Origin of the sequence: Myxococcus sp. NMCA1, from assembly GCF_026810205.1 — a bacterium.
Taxonomy (GTDB): domain Bacteria; phylum Myxococcota; class Myxococcia; order Myxococcales; family Myxococcaceae; genus Myxococcus; species Myxococcus xanthus_A.
This window is the reverse complement of record NZ_CP113950.1, coordinates 316,745-335,727: the sequence shown is the minus strand read 5'-3', so window position 1 is coordinate 335,727 and position 18,983 is coordinate 316,745. Positions and strand designations below refer to the sequence as shown.

Below are 18,983 nucleotides of genomic sequence, written 5' to 3'. Positions count from 1 at the left end.
AATCTATCTGGACACCAGCGCCTCCATGCCCAACCCGGAGCTGAGCCTCAACGCGATGACGCTGGCGGCCCAGGTGCTGTCCGCCTCCGCGCTGCGGAAGAAGGCCACGGTGCGCGGCATCGTGTACTCGCACGGCAACCCGCAGGTATCGCCGTGGATGTACGACGAGGAGAAGGCGCGCGACTTCCTGCTGACCTACATTGGCGGAGGCACGCAGTTCCCCTTCGACGTGATGGACACGCTGTCACGCGAGCGGCCCGATGCGCTGCGCATCATCATCTCCGACAGCGACTTCCTGGCGAACGTCACCGCGGAGAAGCCCCTGGCGCCGGTGCTGGAGTCCATCCGGCGCTCGCGCCTCGTGGTGGCCATCCTCGCCGTTCCCGACGAACTACGCGCCCGGCAGGCGCTGGCGCCGCTGCTGCGCGAGCGCCGTTTCCGGCTGGTGGTGGTGCGCTGGCCCTCCGACTTCGCGAAGGCTGCCGCCGACCTCGCCCAGGCATTGCTGGAGAATTGAGTCCCATGGCTTTCGACATCCGCGAGATTCAGACGCAGCTCGAGGCAGCCCCCATCGTGTCGCCGTATTCGCATGACCTGGCTCTCGCCATCATCTGCGACACCTTCCGGCTCGCGAAGGTCCGCCCCCCGTCCCGCGCGGACTGGGGCGCCCTGGAGGACCGGGCCCGCTCCCCGCTGTGGCGGGAGCAGGTGGTGATGCTCGCGCACGTGCTGGTGTCCTCGGCGCTGCGGCAGGAGACGGTGCAGACACTGAACGAGAACGACGACGCGACGACGCTCCTGCAGCGCTTCTTCCAGGACGTGGCCCCGCTGACGGCGGAGATGATTCGCTCCAACACCTTCCGCCGCGAGGAGTTCATTCGCAAGTGGGTGCGCGTCGTTGGCGGCGAGTGCAAGGGCGAGTCCCCGAAGGGCTTCGTCGCGCGAATCGAGCAACTGGACTACCGCAAGGCGGAAGCGGAGATGCGGCGCGCGGAGGAGGCCCGGAAGAAGGAGGCGGACAAACGCCAGCAGGCCCTCCGCGAGGCGGAGCAGCGCGCCACGGAGGCGCGTGGGTGGCGGGAGTGACGGAAGCCCTGTCCGCGGACCTGCGCGTCGCGCCTCGCGCGAACATCCGCCGGGACACCTCCTCGCAGCGCCCCCACATCCCCTGGGCCGAATCCATCGCCGAGGGCCTGGCCCGCTTCGCATCCCTGGCTGACGAGGACGCTGCCCGTGCGGACCTGGACGCTCGGTTGTCCTTCCTGCGAGACGCGCTGCGGGACTCGCCGTACCACGCCCGGAGGCTCCACGCGGCGGGCATCCACCCGGGTGACCTCCAGACGCTGGACGACCTGCGCCACCTGCCCTTCCTGGACCGTGAGGCCCTGGCCGCGAACTGGGACGCGGTGCCCACGCTGCCGGCGGACGCCGATGATTGTGTGGTGGTGAAGAGCTCCGGGTCCACCGGAGCGCCGGTGAACGTGGTGAGAGACCGGCGCGACTGCCTGCACATGTGGGCCGTGCTGCGGTTCCTCGTGGCACGCGCGGGAGCGGCGCTGCCCTCGCATCCCCGGGTGGTGCTGCTGGACGCGCTGCCGGGCGGGCTGGAGTACTCGGTGCGCCTGCCCATCCTCCACGACGGCGCGCTGCACCGAATCTCCGTCCTTCGCGAGGACGCGCTCCAGCGCCTGCGCCGCGTGCGTCCCGCCGTGCTCTTCTCCGACCCGGAAGGCCTGCGGTGGCTGGCGGCCCAGCGCGACGTGCCCACGCCCCAGTGGGTGCTCACCTCCGCGCAGCACCTGCCTGCCGGCCTGCGCGCAGAGCTGGCGAACGCGGTGCCCACGCCTGTCCTCAACTATTATGCGACGACGGAGACGGGGCCGCTGGCCTGGGAGTGCCTGCGGCCCGAGGCTCCAGGCCGCTTCCACGTCCTGGCCCCGGATGTCTGGCTGGAGCCCGGACTGGACGAGGTGGTGGTGACACGGCTGCGTCCCAGCGTGCTGCCGCTCTTGCGCTACCTCCCGGGCGATACGGGCAGCGTCAGGCGTGACGCCTGCGCTTGTGGGTTTCATGGATGGACGCTGGAGCACTTCGGCGGACGAGGGGCCTGCCACTTCGTCACGCCTTCGGGCCGGGAGGTGGACGCCTGGGCGCTGGCCTGGGTGTTCAAGCACCATGCGCTGCGTGTCTTCCGCCTGACACAGGTGGACGTCTCGAGCTTCCAGCTGGAGCTGGCGGGCGCGAGCCATGCGGCCGTGGCGCCACTGCGCGAGCGGCTTGGCAGCGCCTTGCGGAACCTGGGTTGGACGCAGCCCAGCCTGGACGTATGTCACGTGGAGGCATCGGCGCTGGCCGTGGGCACCAAGCCACAACCGTTCCGCAGGCTGCGCTGAGCAGCCTTGCATGACAGAGCGGCGAGCAAGATGTCATGCAGTGGGTTCCGGTGCTTACCTGAGAAGTGCGCGGTTCCTCCCCAACGGGATGCACGTAGCCGGCCGGGAGCCCGCCCCTGACCATGCACGCTCGTCCAGAACGACATCACCCACTCTGGGCTTCACGCGCCGGACGTTATGGCGTCGCGCTCCTCGCGTTCGTCACGGCGTGGCTCATCCAGGCGGGCGTGGCGTCGTTCATCCCAGCCACCCCGTTCCTGTTCTTCTTCGGCGCGGTGATGGTGTCCGGCTGGTGGGGCGGCTGGGGCCCCGCCCTGGTGACGACGTTCCTGTCGGTGGTGGTGGTGGACTTCTACTTCCTGGAGCCACTGCTCAACCTCGTGCCGGGCACGGGAGGGGCCGTCTCGCTGGCGGTCTTCTTCGCGCTCGCGCTGCTGATGACGAAGCTGAACGTCATGCTGCGCAAGGCCAACGCGGAGCGGGCGCGGCTGCTGGAGCGGGAGCGAGCAGCCCGAAGCGAGGCCGAGGCGGGGCAGGAACGGCTCCACGTGCTCTTCCGGGACGCGCCCGCCGCCATCATCTTCTTGCGAGGCCCCCAGCACGTCTATTCCTTCTCCAACTCGATGAACAACGCGCTGATGGGGACGGACTCACTGGTGGGCCAGGAGGCGACCAAGGCCCTGCCGTGGGCGGCAGCGCGAGGCTTCATCACCCTGCTGGACGAGGTCTACCGCACCGGCGTCCCTTTCGCGGGCAATGCGGTGCCGTTCCCTCGCAAGCCCCCCAATGGCGAGATGCAGGAGACGTATCTCAACATCGTGTATCAACCCACGCGGAACGAGCAGGGTGAGGTCGACGGCATCGTCGGCTTCGGGTTCGACGTGACGGACCAGGTCCGGGCCCGACAGCGCGCCGAGGCCCTGACGCACGAGCTCCAGCTGGCCGAGGCACGTGACTGGCTCCTCGCGGAGTCGGGCGCGGTGCTGACGTCGTCGCTCGACGACGAGACGACGCTGCGGAACATGGCGAAGCTGGTGGTGCCCACGTTCGCGGACTGGTGCCTCGTCGACGTGGCGGAGCCAGACGGGGCGTTCCGGCGGCTGGAGGTGGCGCACTTCCGGCTTGAGGATGACGCGCTGGCGGAGGACATCCTCCGCTTCGGAATGCAGCCCAGCGGCAATCCGGGGCATCCCCTCACGGGCGCCTTGCTGAAGGCGGAGACGGTTCACATCGAGCGGTTGACCCGGGAACGCATTCACGAGCTCGCGCACAACGCGGAACACGCCCGGGTGATGGAAGCGATGGGGCCCGTCTCCTTCATCGCCGTGCCTTTGATTGCGCGCGGACAGGTGTTGGGGGTGCTCAGCTTCATCCACGCCTACTCCGGCCGGCACTACTCGACGTCAGACCTGGCGTTCGCCAAGGAACTGGCACACCGGGCCGCGCTCTCCCTGGAGAATGCCCGGCTCTATGCGGAGGCCCGGGAGGCCATCCGCCTGCGCGATGAGTTCATGTCCATTGCCAGCCACGAGCTGAAGACGCCGCTCACCCCGCTGAGCCTGAAGCTCCAGGCGCTCACGCGGGAGCTGGCCCGCCACCCGGGCCCGGTTCCTCGCAACCTGGTGGAGAGCTACGTGGCGGTGGGCGCACGGCAGGTGCAGAAGCTGGCGGAGCTGGTGGGCGACCTGCTCGACGTGTCGCGCATCTCCGCGGGGCGGCTCTCGCTGGAGCTGGAGGAACTGGAGCTGGGGTCGCTCGTCCGGGACGTCGTCACCCGGTATGAACCCCAGGCCGCGCGCACCGGCTCCTCCTTGCAGTTGGAGGCGGGAGACTTCGACATCGTGGGCCGGTGGGACCGGCTGCGCCTGGAGCAGGTCATCACCAACCTGGTGGACAACGCCGTGAAGTACGGCAACGGCAGGCCCATCCACGTCCGCCTGGAGCCGCATGACGGCGGAGCGCGGCTGACGGTGCGGGACGAGGGCATCGGCATCGCGCCCCAGCATCTGCCCCGCCTCTTCGGCCGCTTCGAACGCGCCGTGTCCGAGCGCAACTACGGTGGCCTGGGCCTGGGCCTGTACATCACCCGCACGCTGGTGGAGGCCATGGGCGGCCGGGTCCACGTGGAGAGCAGGCTGGGGCGAGGCTCCACCTTCACCGTGGAGCTGCCCAGCAACCCGGGCGCGGAGCAGGCCCTCCATGCCCCCTGACGGACGATTCCGGACGCGAAGGTCATGCGAGGCCGGGAGTCTCCAGTTAGAGGGGCGTCACCACGAGGAAGGAGCGAGGGACATGGAGACTCGGAAGCTGGGAAGGCAGGGCCCCACCGTTTCGGCGCTGGGCCTGGGCTGCATGGGGATGTCCGACTTCTACGCGGGCAGGGATGACGCGGAGTCGGAGGCCACGCTGCTGCACGCGCTGGAGCGGGGCATCACCTTCTTCGACACCGCCGACATGTATGGCTCGGGCGCCAATGAGACGTTGGTGGGCCGGGTGCTCAAGCCGCACCGGGCGAACATCGTGCTGGCGACGAAGTTCGGCATCGTCCGCGACCCCACGGACCCGCAGAAGCGCGGCATCAACGGGCGGCCGGAGTACGTGAAGCAGGCGTGCGAGGCCAGCCTGCGCCGGCTGGGCGTGGATGTCATCGACCTGTACTACCTGCACCGGCTGGATGCACAGACGCCCATCGAGGACACGGTGGGCGCCATGGCGGAGCTGGTCCGCGAGGGCAAGGTGCGATTCCTCGGCCTGTCGGAGGTGGACGCGGACACGCTGCGCCGGGCCTCGAAGGTGCATCCCATCACCGCGCTCCAGAGCGAGTACTCCCTGTGGAGCCGTGAGCCGGAGGACGGCGTGCTCCAGGCGTGCCGCGAGCTGGGCGTGGGCTTCGTTCCCTACAGCCCGCTGGGACGCGGCTTCCTCACCGGGCAAATCAAGCGCTTCGAGGACCTGGCGCAGGACGACTACCGCCGCTTCTCGCCCCGCTTCCAGGGGGAGAACTTCACGCGCAACCTGGAGCTCGTCGGCCACATCGAGCGGCTGGCGAAGGAGAAGGGATGCTCTCCGGCGCAGCTCGCGCTCGCGTGGGTGCTGGCACAGGGGAAGGACCTGGTGCCCATCCCCGGCACCAAGCGCCGCAAATACCTGGACGAGAACCTCGGCGCGCTGGAGGTGACGCTCACTGAGCAGGACGTGGCCGCCATCAACGCCGTCGCGCCTCCGGGCGTCGCCGCGGGCGGGCGCTATCCGCCGTCCATGCAGTCCGCGCTGCCCAAGGCGTCCCAGCCACGCGGCCAATGAGATGAAGCGAGGCTGGGGGTGCCCCTTCAGCTTCGAAGACGAGGGAGCTGGGCGTGCGGCTGCCATGCGCCGTCGCCGCCCAGGCAGTAACGGCAGGTGGCCAATGGCGTCTCCCGTTCGAGGTAGCCGAGCATCTGGCCCAGCAGGTCCGGCGTGTCGAGCGGCACGCCGTCGACCTCGCCCAGCGCGGGCATCTCCGGGTACGTGCCGCCGAGCACCGTCGCCACGTGCGGCGGACGCGTGCAGGCGTAGAAGCGGCCCGCGTGGACCAGGTGACAGCGGACCTTCAGCCAGCAGCGCGCATGGATGCCTCGCACGGCGTCCTCGGAGTCGTGCGGCGCATCCGGCGTGAGTTGCTGGAAGGCGTCGATTCGCTTCACCGTGAGGAAGACGCCGTGCTGCTCGCAGCGCTCGGTGATGCGGGCGATGGAGCGCTCCGGCAACGGCGCGGAGGTGTAGACAGACAGTGTCATCCGGTCCAGGCGCTCGTAGGCGGCGTCGGGGGCGCTCTGGGCGAGGAAGCCGTTGGTGGTGACGGACACCTGCGGGGAGATGCCCGAGGCGCGCACGGCGTCCAGCACCGCTGGCAGGTCGGGGTGGAGGAAGGGCTCGCCGCCGGTGAGCTTGAAGACGTTGGGCCGGAGGGCTCGGGCCAGCTGGCGCAAGTCCTTGCCCAGGGCGGTGGGGTCCACGGACCAGGCAGGCAGGTGCGGCGACAGCGGGCAGCACTGCACGCAGCGCAGGTTGCAGTGCGTGGCGACATGCGTCTCCAGGGACCAGGTGAGGATGCGTCCGTCTTGGAGCTCGTAGCGCACGGCGGGACTATACGAGGTTGCCCGGGGCCCCTGGGGCTTGTCACAGTACCCGCGTGCCTCACGCTTCCGGCGGAATGCTCGCCACCCTGCCCCGCTACCAATCATTGGCGCGCCTGGCACCGTCTGTCTGGCGGCTGAATCCCTCGGGTCTGGCACCGGAGGCCGTCGCTGCATTCCTGCGCCATGCGCTGCCTCCCGACGGAAGCGTGTTCCAGGGCGTGCGCCGGATTCCGGGCGTCTTGCCTCGAGTGCGTCGGAGCGCGGGGACTCCGGAGACTCGCGAGGATGCAGACAGGCTGGCGGAACGGCTCGTGGCCGCGCTGGCGGACAGCGTGGGCAAACACCTGGCGGCGGGCGCGGTGGACGTGAGCTTGAGCGGCGGCGTGGACAGCGCCGCATTGTGCGCCCTGGCCGCGCGGCAGGCGCCCGGGCGCGTGCGCGCCTGGACCATGGATGTCCACTTCGCGGATGCCACGGAGCGGCGGAATGCCCGAACGGTGGCGAACACGGCCGGAGTCGAGTTGGTCGACGTGTCCGTTCCGGACGCAGTGTTGCCAGAGCTGTTCGAGCCCGCCGTCCTGAGCCAGGAGACGGCCATCCTCAACGCCCGCGCCGTGGCCAGCCATGCCTTCTACGCGGAGGCCCGAAGGCAGGGCGCCTCCACGTTGCTGAGCGGCGCTGGCGCGGATGAGGTGCTCATGGGCAACCCGGCGGCGCTCGCGGGTGCGGCGGCCCGTGTGACGGAGGACCGGCACCTCGCGCACGAGGTGCTGCGCCCAGGGCCTGTGGACAACTTGGGGGTGGATCAGCGGGCACTCCGCCTTCCCTGGGACGCGGAGCTGGCTTCCGGTGACGAGGATCACGCCGAAGAGGTCCGCTACGCGGCCTGGGTGCTGTGGGAGCTGGTGCTGCCTCCCGAGCTCCGGAGCGCGAACGCACATGGCGTGAACGTGTGCACGCCCTACCTGGACGCGGACTTCGCGGACGTGGCGCTGGCACTTCCCTTGGATGTGCTGGCGCGGCATGGGGCCGGCAAGTGGCTCTTCCGGCATGCGGTGCGCACGCTGGTGCCGGACGAGGTCCGGTTGGCCCGGAAGACGCCGCGCTATGCGCACACCGCGCTCTCCAGCCCCGTCCGCGCGCGCTGGCTGGAGCTCTACCGGGAATGGCTCACGCCGGCCCGGCTGGCGCCGTTGGAGTGCGTCGACGCGGGCGCGACCCGGGCGCTGCTGGAGCGCTACGCACGTCTGGCCGCCGACGCTCCCGAGGCGGGTGTCATGGACCGGCTGTTGATGCGGTTGTGCTCCCTCGTCATGCTCCACGCCCACGCCAGCGCCCGCCCCCCATGTCCCGAATCCTGATTGCCACCTCCCCCGAGAAGGGCCACATCAACCCCATGGCCGGTGTCGCGCAGTGGCTGCGCCGCATGGGCCACCACGTGGGCTGGCTGTGCATCCCCGAGCCCGCGCCGCAGCTCGAACGGCTGGGCGTGGAGGTGCTGGCGCTGCCCCACGCCGAGGCGCCCGTGCCCGCCATCGAGACGGGAGGGGAGGCGCTCGCGCGGTTGGTGCTCGATGAAGCGGCGCTGGGACAGTGGATTCGCGGCCTGTTGATTGACGCCGTGCCCTCGTTGCTGGCGCCGGTGCGCGAGGCCGTCGAGCGCTTCCGTCCGGATGTCATGGCCCTGGACGGCATGCAGTACGCCGCCGTGCTGGCCGCCCATGCGTTGCGAATCCCCTGGGCGGGCGTGTCCTCCGCGCTGTCATTGCTGGAGCCGCCCATCGATTACGGCCTGCGCCGCAACGTGCGCGCGCTGGCCGATGAGCGACAGGCCCTGTTCGCCCGCCACGGCTTCGATGCCCGCTTCCGCAACTGTGAGTGCCTGTCGCCGGACCTCAACGTCATCTTCGCCACCGAGGCCTTCCTGGGCTCCGACGCAGGACTGCCTCCCGCCACACACCTGGTCGGGCCGTCACAGCCTCCGGAGGCGCGTGGTGACGAAGTGGCCTTCCCGTGGGAGCGGCTGGGCTCCAAGCCCGTGGTGTACGTGTCTTTCGGCAGCCAGATTTCGTGGCAACCGGATTTGTTTCAGACGATGACCGAGGCCGCCGCGCCCCTGGGCGTCACCGTGGTGCTCAGCGCGGGTGAGCTGGCTGATACAGCTTTTGTTCACAGCCTTCCCGGGGACGTGGTCGCCGTCTCATACACACCTCAGCGACAACTGTTATCACGAGTCTCCGTGCTCGTGTCTCACGGCGGCGCCAACTCCGTCATGGAGGCGCTGACCGAAGGCGTTCCGATGCTGCTCCTGCCCGTCTGCAACGACCAGCCCATCCAGGCGCACTTCCTGGCGAAGTCGGGCGCGGGACTCGTGCGGGCGCCGCGCTCGCTCTCCGTGGAGGACTGCCGCGAAGCGCTGCGACAACTGCTGGAGCCGGGCACGGTGCTGCGACAGCGAGTGGCCGGCATCGCCGCGTCCTACCAGGCGCGTGACGGCGCGAAGGACGCCGCTGAACGCATCCTCCGACTCATGGCGTGAGTGATTGCATGCGTGATTGGGACGTGTGGCGGCTGGTGCTGCCGGGTGTGTCGCCGCTGGAGGTGTGGAACCTGCCCGTGATGGGGCGCGAACTGTGGGAGTTGCTCGGGGCGCCTCGCGTGGACGCGGACCGTCGCGCGGGGGTTCCCGAGCCGGCGCTCGCGGGCCGGCTGGGCCCGGCGCTCGCGGTGGCGCTGTCCACGCTGGTGAAGCGGCACGCGGTGGATGCCGTGTGGCTCAGCGGCGGATTGGTGTGCCTGGAGGGCTTCGATGCCATGCTCTCGAGTGTTTCCACCGCGCTTCCCTGCCCTGTGTACGTGGCGGAGCGTCCACTCTTCGCTCCGGCCCAGGCGGGACTGCGTCTGCTGGCGCCGTTCGCGCCCGCGCATCCGGTGGCGCTCGACGTGGGGCAGACGGGCATCAAGTGCGTAAGTCACACTGCGGACCCGCGCATCTTCGAGCGCGATACCGCGCTGTTGCCTCGGTACTTCATCGGCATGGCGCGGCCTCCGGACAGGCGGCATGTGAAGGCGGCGGTGGCGTTCATCGCCAGTGCCCTGCGCGTGTTCTCGGCACGGCTGCCCGATGCCTTGTGCCTCGCACTGCCGTGTCCGCTGGACGCGTCGCTGGTCCCCGGGGGCTGCACCTACGGCTGGGAAGGCCACGAGTCGCTGATGGCGGACATCCTCCAGGCGGCCATGGGGAACGAGGGCCGCGGGACGGCGCTGGTGATCAATGACGCGGAGCTGGCCACGGAGGCCGCGCGGGGTGATTCGCGGCTGGCGAACCACTCGCGCGTGTTGTGTCTCACACTGGGATTCGGGCCGGGTGGCGCGTTGTTGGAACGGCGGTAACCGGGCGCTCGCCCAGGCTCAGTGCAGGTCCAACTCCTTCTTGGGCGCGATGTCGGGGCGCTGCTTCGTCACCAACGCCTTCGCGGTGCTGAAGAGCACCTTGAGCTTTCCGCCTGCCGGGTGGACGTATTCGGCGTGCTCGGGCGTGAAGCGCAGCAGGGCGATGTCACCCTCATCCGGGCCCTGTGGAAACCAGGGCTTCCAGCCGGGCTCCCACAAGTCATGAATGGCCCTCCGGTCGCGGACGATTTCCACCACGCCCGACACGGAAAGATACGTGGCGCTGTCCTCCGACGCGTGGAAGGCGAGCGAGCAGTGAGGGTCCGACTCCAGGTCCTGCACCTTCTGCGTGTCCGTCCAGGTGGCGAACCAGAGCACCGTGCCGGACTTGTGCTTCTTCGCCACCGCCATGGGCCGCGTGTGGAAGTGTCCGTCCGCACCCCGGGTGGTGAGGAGCGCGGTGTCGTAGTCCTTCAACAGTTCCTCGAACTCCCTGCGGTCTCCCTGGATGACACCCTGCGGCTGTTTCATCATGCGCTCGCCTGACTGTTCCATGGGGCTGACCTTTCGTTCGCCATCGTGAAGTTCCTGGAGAACGTAGGGACGCGCGGGCCGTGGGGAAGCAACAGGGCTGGAGTCGCGTGGACCGCTCCCTTGATGGGTTGGCTGCCGCAGAGCAGACAGCCACCCGCATCCAGGCAGAAGACGAGCGAATCAGGGGCGGTCTCAATGGCCTCGCCTCCGGCCTGGACCTGGTAGCCTGGCGGGGTTGACGAACCAGGACATCGACTGGCCCATCCGGTACCAGGGCGAGACGCTGAACTTCGCCAACCGCGCACGCGGCATCTTCTGGCCTCGCCACATGCGCGAGACGGCGCTGTCCATCAAGACGACCGTTCCTCGCCAGGGCCGTGAGGCGCGCTACGACGACCTCCGCTCGAACGAGGGATTCCAGTACCGGTTCCAGGGAACGGACGTTGCGTCTCGCGACAACCGGCGCCTCGCGCGGGGCGCGGCGCACATCCTCCCGGACCGGGACGAGCGCGGCAGGCCGGAGGTCTCCAATGGCCTCTCGCTCTGCAAACTCCACCACGGGGCCTTCGACACGGACCTGCTGGGCATCCGTCCTGACGGCATCATCGAAATCGCGCCCCGGCTGCTCGCCGAGCGCGACGGCCCCACGCTGGAGTACGGGCTCAAGGGCTTCGCTGGAAAGGCGCTGGGCATCCTGCCGGAGGCACCTGCCCACCGGCCGCGCCGTGAGTACCTGGAAGCGCGCTACGAGCGTTTCCGAGAGGCAGGCTGAACCAAAGACGAGGTGACCTCCCCGAATGGGTAGGTTCCCGACCTGGCCGGTCCGCCGATGTGGCGCCTTTTCGAGGCCGTTACCTTGTGCCTCGAAAGGAACACACCATGTCCACCGGCCTCCTCCAGTCGCTGTCCCAGTCCCTCGCCTCCGTCGTCGAGCGCACCGCGCCCAGCATCGTCCGCGTGGAGACGCGGCGCAGGCGCGGCGCCACCGGCATCGTCTGGGATGCCGAGGGCCACATCCTCACCACCAGCCAGGCCGTGGAGCACGAGGACCGGCTCCCCATCGGCTTGCCGGATGGCCGCACCGTCTTTGCCGAGTTCGTCGGCCGCGACGCCAGCACCGACCTGGCCCTGCTCAAGGCCGAAGCCACCGGCCTCGCGCCGCTGACCTCCGCGCCGTTGGATGACGTGAAGGTCGGTCACCTCGTCATCGCCGTGGGCCGCCCTGGCCGCACGGCTCGCGCGACGCTCGGCATGGTCAGCACCCACGGCGAGGGCTGGCGCACCCATGCCGGAGGCCGCGTGGAGCGCTACCTGGAGACGGACGCCGACCTCCCGCCCGGCTTCTCCGGCGGCGCGCTGGTGGACACCGAGGGACGCCTTGTCGGTCTGCTCACCGCCGCCTTCTCTCGCACCGCCGCCGTCGTCATCGCCACGGACACGCTCACGCGCGTGATTGCATCGCTGAAGGAACACGGGGGCATCCGGCGTGGCTACCTGGGCGTGGGCGCCTACCCCGTGCGTCTGCCCCAACACCTGGGCACGGGGAACGAGCACGGCCTCATCTGCCTCTCCGTGGACCCGAACGGCCCGGCGCATGACGCGGGCCTGTTGCTCGGAGACGTCCTGGTGAGCCTGGGAGGTCAACCCCTCCACGGCGTGGAGGACCTGCTCGGCGCCCTGAGCGACGAGAAGGTGGGCACCACCCTCCAGGTCCGCGTGCTGCGCGCTGGCGAGGTTCGCGAGGTGCCCATCACCGTGGGCAAGCGCGCGTGAAAGGAGGCCGCCATGAAACTGCTGCAACACTTCTCGGATGACCTGGAGTCGCTGGTGGCGCGGGCCTCGCCCGCCGTCGTGGGCGTGGAGCACGCACGCGGCCACGGCACCGGCCTCTTCCTCACACCGGACGGCTACGTCCTCACCAACCGCCACGTGGTGGTGCGCGGCTCACGCAAGCTCACCGTCCAGCTCTCCAACGGCGAGGAACTGCGCGGAACCCTGGTGGGTAGCGACGCCCCCACCGACCTGGCCGTGGTCCGAGCGGAGGGCGGCGACTTCCCCACCCTGCCGCTCGCCGAGCCCGAATCGGTGCGCGTGGGCCAGCTCGTCATGGCCATTGGCAACCCGTTCCACCTGGAGCAGTCCGTGTCACTGGGCGTGGTGAGCGCCATCAACCGCAGCATCAGCCTGCCTGACGGCGTCATGCTGGAGGGCATGCTCCAGACGGATGCCGCCATCAATCCGGGCAACTCTGGTGGGCCGCTGCTCAACATGCGAGGACAGGTGGTGGGCCTCAACACGCTGGTGTTGCCCTATGCGCAAGGCATCGGCTTCGCGGTGAGCGCCACCACGGCCGCGTGGATTGCCAGCCTGCTCATCCAGCGCGGCAAGGTGGACCGGCGCTTCCTGGGCATCGCCGCGACGGCGGTGAGCCTGGACGCACGACTCACCCGGGAGAACGGCCAGTCCCGCGCGGTGAAGGTGCTCCGCGTGCAGGACGGGACACCGGCCCACGAGGCCGGACTCCAGGTGGATGACTTGCTGCTGGCCATCAATCAGCGGGCGGTGAACAGCGTGGACGACCTCCAGCGGCTCATGGCGCTGGCCACGGAGGACGAGGTGACGCTGGACCTGCTGCGCAAGGGCGGTGGCCGCAAGACGGCCCGGGCACGGACGCGACCTCGCATCGAGCCCGTGGCCGCCTGACTCAGGCCACGCGACCGCCCGGCGTCCGGCCCTGCGCGTCCGGCATCTTCCCCTGGAGCAGCAGGTTGTCGCCCCGACAGAGGCTCTTGTAGGACCACACCCAGAACGAGTCTCCAGGACGTGACTCCTGGAGATACTCGTCCAGCACGTCGGCATCGTCACAGATGAAGCGGTGCGGGGCGCGCGTCTCCCGGTAGAAGCGGTGCTCGATGATGAGCGGGCTTTCGTTCGCCAGCATCTCGTGCAGGCGACTCAACGTGTCCGGGTCGGTGATGCGCGAGCCTTCGAGAGTCCACGCGTCCATGGTGCGGTGCCGCGCCTTTCTTCCCACGAGCTGAATCGGGCCCGGGAATGATAGCGGATGACTGCCCACGTCATAGTCGCGCGTCTTGCGATGGCGCTGGACGGTGTTCGGTGAAGAGTTCGTCCTCGTAGCACCACTCCCACTCCTCGCCCGGCTCGAAGGACTGGACGACGGGATGCGCCGACTGCTGGAAGTGCTTCGTCGCATGCCGGTTGGGCGAGGAATCACAACATCCCACATGGCCGCAGTTCAGGCAGCGACGCAGGTGCACCCAGCTCGCGCCCATGGCCAGGCATTCCTCACAGCCCCGCGAGCGCGGAGGCGGGTCCCCGGCCTGTTGGATGTGCTCGCAAATCGGCTCCATGTGATACCTCCCTGGAAATGGGGCGACCAGTGCCCTCCACAGCGTAGGCACTGGATGCGGGGACCTTCAGGGGCCACCAGCCGGGACGGCGAGCCACCGGAGGCACGTCCCCTTCCCGCTACGGCGGATGGCATGCGCGGAACCCCGGGCGCACGGTAGAGCCACATGGCCACCACCGCCCCCGACACCACCGTCGCCTACGACAGTCCTCGCGGCCGGGGCGTGCTGCTCGCCAGCGTGCTGGGCAGCGGCATGGCGTTTCTGGACTCCACCGCTGTCAACGTCGCCCTGCCCGCCATGGGCCGTGAGCTGCACACGGGCCTGTCCGGCCTCCAATGGGCCGTGGACGCGTACCTGCTCACGCTCGGTTCCCTGGTGCTCACGGGGGGCGCGCTCGGCGACGCGAAGGGCCAGCGCCGCGTCTTCCTGCTGGGCATGCTCGCCTTCACCGTCACGTCGGTGCTGTGCGGGCTGGCGCCCAACACCTGGACGCTGGCAGCCTTCCGCGCGGCGCAGGGCGTGGGAGCCGCGCTGCTGGTGCCCGCGAGCCTCGCCTTGCTGCGCACGTCGTTCCCGCCTCAGGACCGGCAGCGCGCCGTGTCCGCCTGGGCCGGACTGTCCGGCGTCACCACGGCCGTGGGGCCGCTGTTGGGTGGGTGGCTCGTGGACGCGGGCTCATGGCGCTTCGTCTTCTTCCTCAACGTGCCCCTGGCCGCGCTCACCGCGTGGGCGGCGCTTCGGCACGTGCCGGACATCGCGCCGAAGACAGGGGCACGCGGGTTGGACGTCGCGGGCTCGGTGACGGCGGCGCTCGGGCTGGGTGGCCTCATCTACGCGCTCATCGAGGGCCCCGCCCACGGCTGGCCCCTGGCGGCCATCGTCGCCGCGGCCGGAGGCGCCGTCCTGCTGGCCGCGTTCTTCGTCCTGGAGGCGCGGCAGCGGGAGCCGATGCTTCCGCTCACCCTCTTCCACTCACGCACCTTCTCCGGCGCGAACCTCACCACGCTCGTCGTGTACTTCGCGCTTGGAGGTGCCACCTTCCTGGTGGTGCTCGCCCTCCAGCAGCAGCTCGGCTATTCGGCGCTCGGCGCGGGGGCCGCGCTGCTCCCCATCACGCTGATGCTGCTTCTGTTCTCACCTTCGGTGGGGCGGCTCGCGGGGCACATCGGCGCACGTCCGTTGATGACGGCGGGGCCGCTGCTCGCGGGCGTGGGGCTGGCGCTCCTGACGCGCATCCAGCGCGGAGGTGACTACGTCACCACCGTGCTGCCTGGCATCCTGGTGCTGGGACTGGGACTGGCGCTCACCGTGGGTCCCCTCACGGCGGTGGTGCTCGGCGCCGTCGAGGACCGCTACGCGGGCATCGCCTCCGGCGTGAACAACGCCGTGGCCCGCATCGCCGGCCTGCTCGCAGTGGCGCTGCTGCCGCTGCTGGGCGGGCTGGCCGGCGACACCGGCGTGGACTTCCTGGTGGGCACACGGCGCGCGCTCTGGGTGTCCGCGGGCCTGTGCGCCGTGGGAGCGCTGTGCTCGCTGCTCACGATTCCGCGCGAGGCCGGGCGCACGACCTCCGCGCAACAGGAGCACGGGACCTAGCGCACCGCGCGGGTCCAACAAGCGCCCATGACGTCGTCGCGGGATGGCGCCTCGGCCCCCGACTGGCTCTTTCGCGGCCATGCCGGCATGCGGCCTGTCCCCTCGCTCGCCGCTCAATGGCGTCCGTGGTCGTCACTCAGCGGAGGTGCCTCGCGCGCCGGCTCGGTGCCCTTCTGAGCGCCGTAGCCGCCGATCCCCTTCTGGAGGATGCGGTCTTCGCCCACGTCCTCGTCCGTCACGTCGCCTCGCACCGGGCCTTTCTGATGCCGCGCCTCGCGCTCCAGTTCTTCCGGGCGCGTCGTGTCCATCCGCTCGTCGCCCCGTACCGGACTGCCCTTGTTATCGGCCATGGTCGTTTCCCCTTTCAGAGGGAAAGGTCCGAACCGCCCTCGCAGCGGGCAAGGCTCCTGCCATGGCGCCGTCGCCTGCCGCTCAAGCAGAAGGCCCCCGTCCCCAGCAGGGACGAGGGCCTTCGGGAATCAGCACAGCCGAGCCAGCGCTAGCTCTTGTACTTCACCGAGCAGCCGTAGGGCGTGGTCGTGCTGGCCGGGACCTGCTGGCCACCCACCACCGCGTCCACCGCCGTCTTCACATGGTTGGCCGGCTTGGCGTTCTTGCCGCGCGGGTCATCGTCGATGGCGCCCGCGTAGCGCACGACGCCCTGCTCATCGATGACGTACATGTGCGGCGTCGTCTTCGCGCCGTAGGACTTGCCCACCGTGCCGCTCGCGTCCTGAAGGACCGGGTAGGGGAAGCCCTCATCCTTCTTCCACGCCGCGGACTTCTCCGGGGTGTTGTGCGCGGTGGAGTCCACCGCCAGCCACACCACCTTCTTCGCGTCGAAGCCCTTCAGCGTGGTGACCATCGTGTCGTTCTTGTAGTGCCGCTGAACGAAGGGGCACTCGGGGTTGGTCCACTCCAGGACCACGACCTTGCCCTTGTACTGCGCCAGCGTGTGCTCCTTGCCAGACTCGTCCTTCAGCGTGAAGGTCGGCGCGGGCTTGCCAACTTCCGCGTCGGCGAGGGCGGGCGCCCCCACGAACAACGTGCCCAGCGCGAGTGCGGTGAAGACCTGCTTCATGGCGTTCCTCCAGCGTTTTGGAGACTGCGGGGAAGACAGCGCGACTTCAGTGACTTGGGAAACCCGCGGCGCAGAGGACATTCGCGCCGTTGCCCAGTTTCGAGGGTGCGCACTCCGCCGCGCGCTTCACGGCGTCCGCCACGACGCCCGGCGTGAGCAACTCCGGCAGCACCTCCGGCTTGTCGGGGGCACCCGGGCTCAGCACCAGGTACATGGGCACACCGGCCCGGCCGTGCTCGGCCAGCTTGGCGGTGATGCTCGCGTCCCGGCGCGTCCAGTCCGCGATGAAGAAGGCCACCTGGTGCTTCGTGAAGGCGTCACGCACCTCGTCGGTGGACAGCACGGTGCGCTCGTTGAACTTGCAGGTGAGGCACCAGTCCGCCGTGAAGTCGATGAACACCGGCTGGCCCGCCGCCAGCGCCGCGTTCACCGCGTCCGCGCTCCACGGCTGCGCCTGCGCCACCGTGGACCCGAGGCGAGGCGCCGCCACGGGGTCCTGGTCATCGAAACGCAACGTCAGCAGCCCGGACGCCACCAGCACGCCCGCGGCCACCGCCACGGTGGCCAGCTTGCGCATGCCGTCCTGCGCCTGCCCCTGGCCGTACAGCCACGTGACGAGCCCCACCGCGACCAGGAACGCCAGCAGCCGCGCCATGCCGTCCACGCCGGCCAGCCCGCCCATCACCCACACCAGCCAGACGGTGGTGGCCAGCAACGCGAAGCCCAGCACCTGCTTGAAGCGCTCCATCCACGCGCCCGGCTTGGGCAGCTTCTTCGCCAGCCCGGGCACCAGGACCAGCACGCAGAAGGGCAGCGCGAGCCCCAGGCCCAGCGCGGTGAAGACGGCCAGCACCGTCAGGGGTCCCGCCGCGAAGGCGAAGCCCACCGCGGTGCCCAGCAGCGGCGCCGAGCACGGCGTGGCCAGCACCACCGCCAGCACGCCCTCGCCAGCGCTGTGCATCAGGCCGTGGCTCTGGTCCACCTTGCCCGCCAGCGCCGTGCCGTCCAGGCCCACGTTGAAGACACCGAAGAGGTTGAGCGCGAAGGCGACCAACACCGCGCACACACCCGCGACGAAGAGCGGCTCCTGGAACTGGAAGCCCCAGCCCACGCTCGCGCCACCCGCGCGCACCGCCAGCACGACGCTGGCCAGCAGCAGCATGGTGCCGATGATGCCCGCCGCATAAGCCGCCGCATGCGCGCCGACGCGGCCCCGCTCCTGCTGCACCATGCGCGTGAAGCCGTAGGCCTTGAGCGCCAACACGGGGAACACGCACGGCATCAGGTTGAGCAGCGCGCCGCCGAAGAAGGCGAACACCAGCGCCAGCCCCAGGCCCATGGACGACTCGGCCGCGGGCGGCGTGGCGATGGCGGCGCCCACCGGCTTCACCGCCGCGATGCTGTCCTTCACCGACGGCGGCTTCACCGCGGCCGGCGTCCCAGCCGCGCCACCGGCCGCCACCATGGGGGCCAGCGGCGCCGTCACCTCGAGGTACTGGTAGCCCGTGGCCGCCGTGCCCAGGCGCAGCACGCCCGTCAGGTCCGGCGCCGACGCCTGCGCGTCCGGCTCCGCCTTGCCCTTGAGCTTGAAGCGGCCCGGACCGTCCGAGGCCAACCCCACGCGCACGACGCCGGCGATGCGGTCGGCGACGAAGAAGTCACCTTCCACCGCGGGCACCGCCGCGCCGCCCGGGGCCGTCAGGGTGAGGGTGCCGGTGAAATCCTGGCCCGCGGTGAGCTGCGGCGCATCCAGCGCCAGCGTCGCCGCGTGGCCGCTGTCCTTGGCGGGACGGGGCACCTTGGCCAGCTCGGTGTCGAAGACAGCCGCCGTCTCGGCGTCGCGCACCGTCTGGGGCCCCAGGGGAATGGAGCGCGTCAGCATCAGCTCCGCGGGAATGCAGTGCACCTCGCACACCAGCGCTTCCACGGCGGCGGACACCGTCAGCATGCCCGTGGAGGACCCTTCCTCCGCCTTCGCGTCGGCGATGAGGATGGCCTCACCGTCATAGCCATGGGTGGTGATGAAGCCGTCGGGCGTGCGGAACGTCTGCGGGAAGGGCCACTGCAGCGGCCCCACGGTGACGCCGGGCGTGTCCCACGCCACTTCCGTCTCCAGGCCGGAGTCGCCCGGGTTCTTCCAGTAGACGTGCCAGCCCGGATCCAACCGGAAGCGCACACCCACGCGGAAGGTGTCTCCCGGCTTCACCTGGGTGGCGTCCACCAGGAGGGCGCCCTCGATGCGAGGGTCGCCTTCGTCCGGCGCGCTCGATGCCACCGCCGACGCGGGCAGGTCCGCCCACGCGACCGCTGCCACCAGCAGCAGTCCGATTCCGCCAACAAAGCCGAGCCTCTTGGACTGCCGATGCGTCATGCGACTCCCGTTAACCCAGAGGAGGCCGGCCCGCCAGCGACAGACGCGCGCCTCCAAGCACAGTGAACCATCCGGGCAGGCGGGCATTCCCCTCGCATGACGCGCCACACCCATTCCCAGGCGGAC

The 18,983-nt window shown here is 70.0% G+C and carries 18 protein-coding genes and 1 pseudogene; 12 read left to right on the top strand and 7 right to left on the bottom strand.

Going from position 1 to position 18,983, the window contains the following annotated elements:
• Nucleotides 1–232: 232 nt before the first annotated feature.
• The 5 genes and pseudogenes from OZ403_RS39570 to OZ403_RS01435 all read left to right on the top strand — a co-directional run.
• A pseudogene (locus OZ403_RS39570) lies at nt 233–430 on the top strand (hypothetical protein); the annotation flags it as partial.
• 92 nt (nt 431–522) lie between these two features.
• The gene (locus OZ403_RS01450; RefSeq protein WP_268783298.1) at nt 523–1,086 is read left to right on the top strand and encodes a hypothetical protein; all 564 of its coding nucleotides are present in this window, start codon (nt 523–525) and stop codon (nt 1,084–1,086) included.
• Nucleotides 1,074–2,393, top strand: coding sequence for a phenylacetate--CoA ligase family protein (locus OZ403_RS01445; RefSeq protein ID WP_268783297.1), 1,320 nt, complete (start codon nt 1,074–1,076; stop codon nt 2,391–2,393). Before OZ403_RS01450 ends, OZ403_RS01445 begins: the two co-directional genes overlap by 13 nt.
• 122 nt (nt 2,394–2,515) lie before the next feature.
• Nucleotides 2,516–4,603 (top strand): ATP-binding protein, encoded by a 2,088-nt coding sequence (locus OZ403_RS01440; protein WP_140852856.1) that lies wholly within the window; start codon nt 2,516–2,518, stop codon nt 4,601–4,603.
• An 82-nt stretch (nt 4,604–4,685) separates the two neighbouring features.
• Entirely contained in the window at nt 4,686–5,696 is a 1,011-nt protein-coding gene (locus OZ403_RS01435; RefSeq protein ID WP_140786753.1) for an aldo/keto reductase, read from the top strand.
• A 26-nt stretch (nt 5,697–5,722) separates the two neighbouring features.
• On the opposite strand, the gene OZ403_RS01430 is transcribed toward OZ403_RS01435, so the two are convergent.
• Nucleotides 5,723–6,511, bottom strand: a complete 789-nt coding sequence (locus OZ403_RS01430) for a radical SAM protein (RefSeq protein ID WP_140873016.1) — start codon at nt 6,509–6,511, stop codon at nt 5,723–5,725.
• Between the two features lie 74 nt (nt 6,512–6,585).
• Between OZ403_RS01430 and OZ403_RS01425 the strand changes: the two genes are divergently transcribed.
• From OZ403_RS01425 to OZ403_RS01415, 3 genes are read left to right on the top strand one after another with little or no spacing between them, the layout of a single operon-like run.
• Nucleotides 6,586–7,872, top strand: a complete 1,287-nt coding sequence (locus OZ403_RS01425; protein WP_268783296.1) for an asparagine synthase C-terminal domain-containing protein — start codon at nt 6,586–6,588, stop codon at nt 7,870–7,872.
• On the top strand, nt 7,857–9,050 hold the full coding sequence (locus OZ403_RS01420; RefSeq protein ID WP_268783295.1) for a glycosyltransferase: 1,194 nt from the start codon (nt 7,857–7,859) through the stop codon (nt 9,048–9,050). Before OZ403_RS01425 ends, OZ403_RS01420 begins: the two co-directional genes overlap by 16 nt.
• Before the next feature lie 8 nt (nt 9,051–9,058).
• Complete coding sequence (locus OZ403_RS01415) at nt 9,059–9,904, top strand: ROK family protein (protein WP_237080129.1); 846 nt, start codon at nt 9,059–9,061, stop codon at nt 9,902–9,904.
• An 18-nt stretch (nt 9,905–9,922) separates the two neighbouring features.
• Here the strand turns inward: OZ403_RS01415 and OZ403_RS01410 are convergent, their stop codons facing one another.
• Entirely contained in the window at nt 9,923–10,459 is a 537-nt protein-coding gene (locus OZ403_RS01410) for a pyridoxamine 5'-phosphate oxidase family protein (protein WP_140852851.1), read from the bottom strand.
• Between the two features lie 214 nt (nt 10,460–10,673).
• On the opposite strand from OZ403_RS01410, the gene OZ403_RS01405 reads away from it, so the two are divergent.
• From OZ403_RS01405 to OZ403_RS01395, 3 genes are all read left to right on the top strand, one after another.
• Entirely contained in the window at nt 10,674–11,210 is a 537-nt protein-coding gene (locus OZ403_RS01405) for an HNH endonuclease (RefSeq protein ID WP_268783293.1), read from the top strand.
• Nucleotides 11,211–11,317: 107 nt separating this feature from the next.
• A complete protein-coding gene (locus OZ403_RS01400) occupies nt 11,318–12,211 on the top strand; it encodes a S1C family serine protease (RefSeq protein ID WP_174260479.1) in 894 nt (297 codons plus the stop codon).
• A 12-nt stretch (nt 12,212–12,223) separates the two neighbouring features.
• Nucleotides 12,224–13,141 (top strand): S1C family serine protease, encoded by a 918-nt coding sequence (locus OZ403_RS01395; RefSeq protein ID WP_140873011.1) that lies wholly within the window; start codon nt 12,224–12,226, stop codon nt 13,139–13,141.
• A 1-nt stretch (nt 13,142) separates the two neighbouring features.
• Here OZ403_RS01395 and OZ403_RS01390 read toward each other — a convergent pair whose 3' ends face one another.
• The gene (locus OZ403_RS01390; RefSeq protein ID WP_140786744.1) at nt 13,143–13,445 is read right to left on the bottom strand and encodes a hypothetical protein; all 303 of its coding nucleotides are present in this window, start codon (nt 13,443–13,445) and stop codon (nt 13,143–13,145) included.
• 70 nt (nt 13,446–13,515) lie between these two features.
• Nucleotides 13,516–13,809 carry a UBP-type zinc finger domain-containing protein gene (locus tag OZ403_RS01385; protein WP_140852848.1) on the bottom strand — a complete coding sequence of 98 codons (294 nt, stop codon included), beginning with the start codon at nt 13,807–13,809 and terminating at the stop codon, nt 13,516–13,518.
• 165 nt (nt 13,810–13,974) lie between these two features.
• Here OZ403_RS01385 and OZ403_RS01380 point away from each other — a divergent pair, with 165 nt between their 5' ends.
• Nucleotides 13,975–15,405 carry an MFS transporter gene (locus OZ403_RS01380; RefSeq protein WP_268783292.1) on the top strand — a complete coding sequence of 477 codons (1,431 nt, stop codon included), beginning with the start codon at nt 13,975–13,977 and terminating at the stop codon, nt 15,403–15,405.
• 113 nt (nt 15,406–15,518) lie between these two features.
• Here the strand turns inward: OZ403_RS01380 and OZ403_RS01375 are convergent, their stop codons facing one another.
• The 3 genes from OZ403_RS01375 to OZ403_RS01365 all read right to left on the bottom strand — a co-directional run bounded on the left by OZ403_RS01375 (nt 15,519) and on the right by OZ403_RS01365 (nt 18,857).
• Nucleotides 15,519–15,755, bottom strand: a complete 237-nt coding sequence (locus OZ403_RS01375) for a hypothetical protein (protein ID WP_090490897.1) — start codon at nt 15,753–15,755, stop codon at nt 15,519–15,521.
• A 149-nt stretch (nt 15,756–15,904) separates the two neighbouring features.
• A complete protein-coding gene (locus OZ403_RS01370) occupies nt 15,905–16,486 on the bottom strand; it encodes a thioredoxin family protein (protein ID WP_140796974.1) in 582 nt (193 codons plus the stop codon).
• Nucleotides 16,487–16,532: 46 nt separating this feature from the next.
• On the bottom strand, nt 16,533–18,857 hold the full coding sequence (locus OZ403_RS01365; protein ID WP_268783291.1) for a protein-disulfide reductase DsbD family protein: 2,325 nt from the start codon (nt 18,855–18,857) through the stop codon (nt 16,533–16,535).
• Between the last annotated feature and the right edge of the window lie 126 nt (nt 18,858–18,983).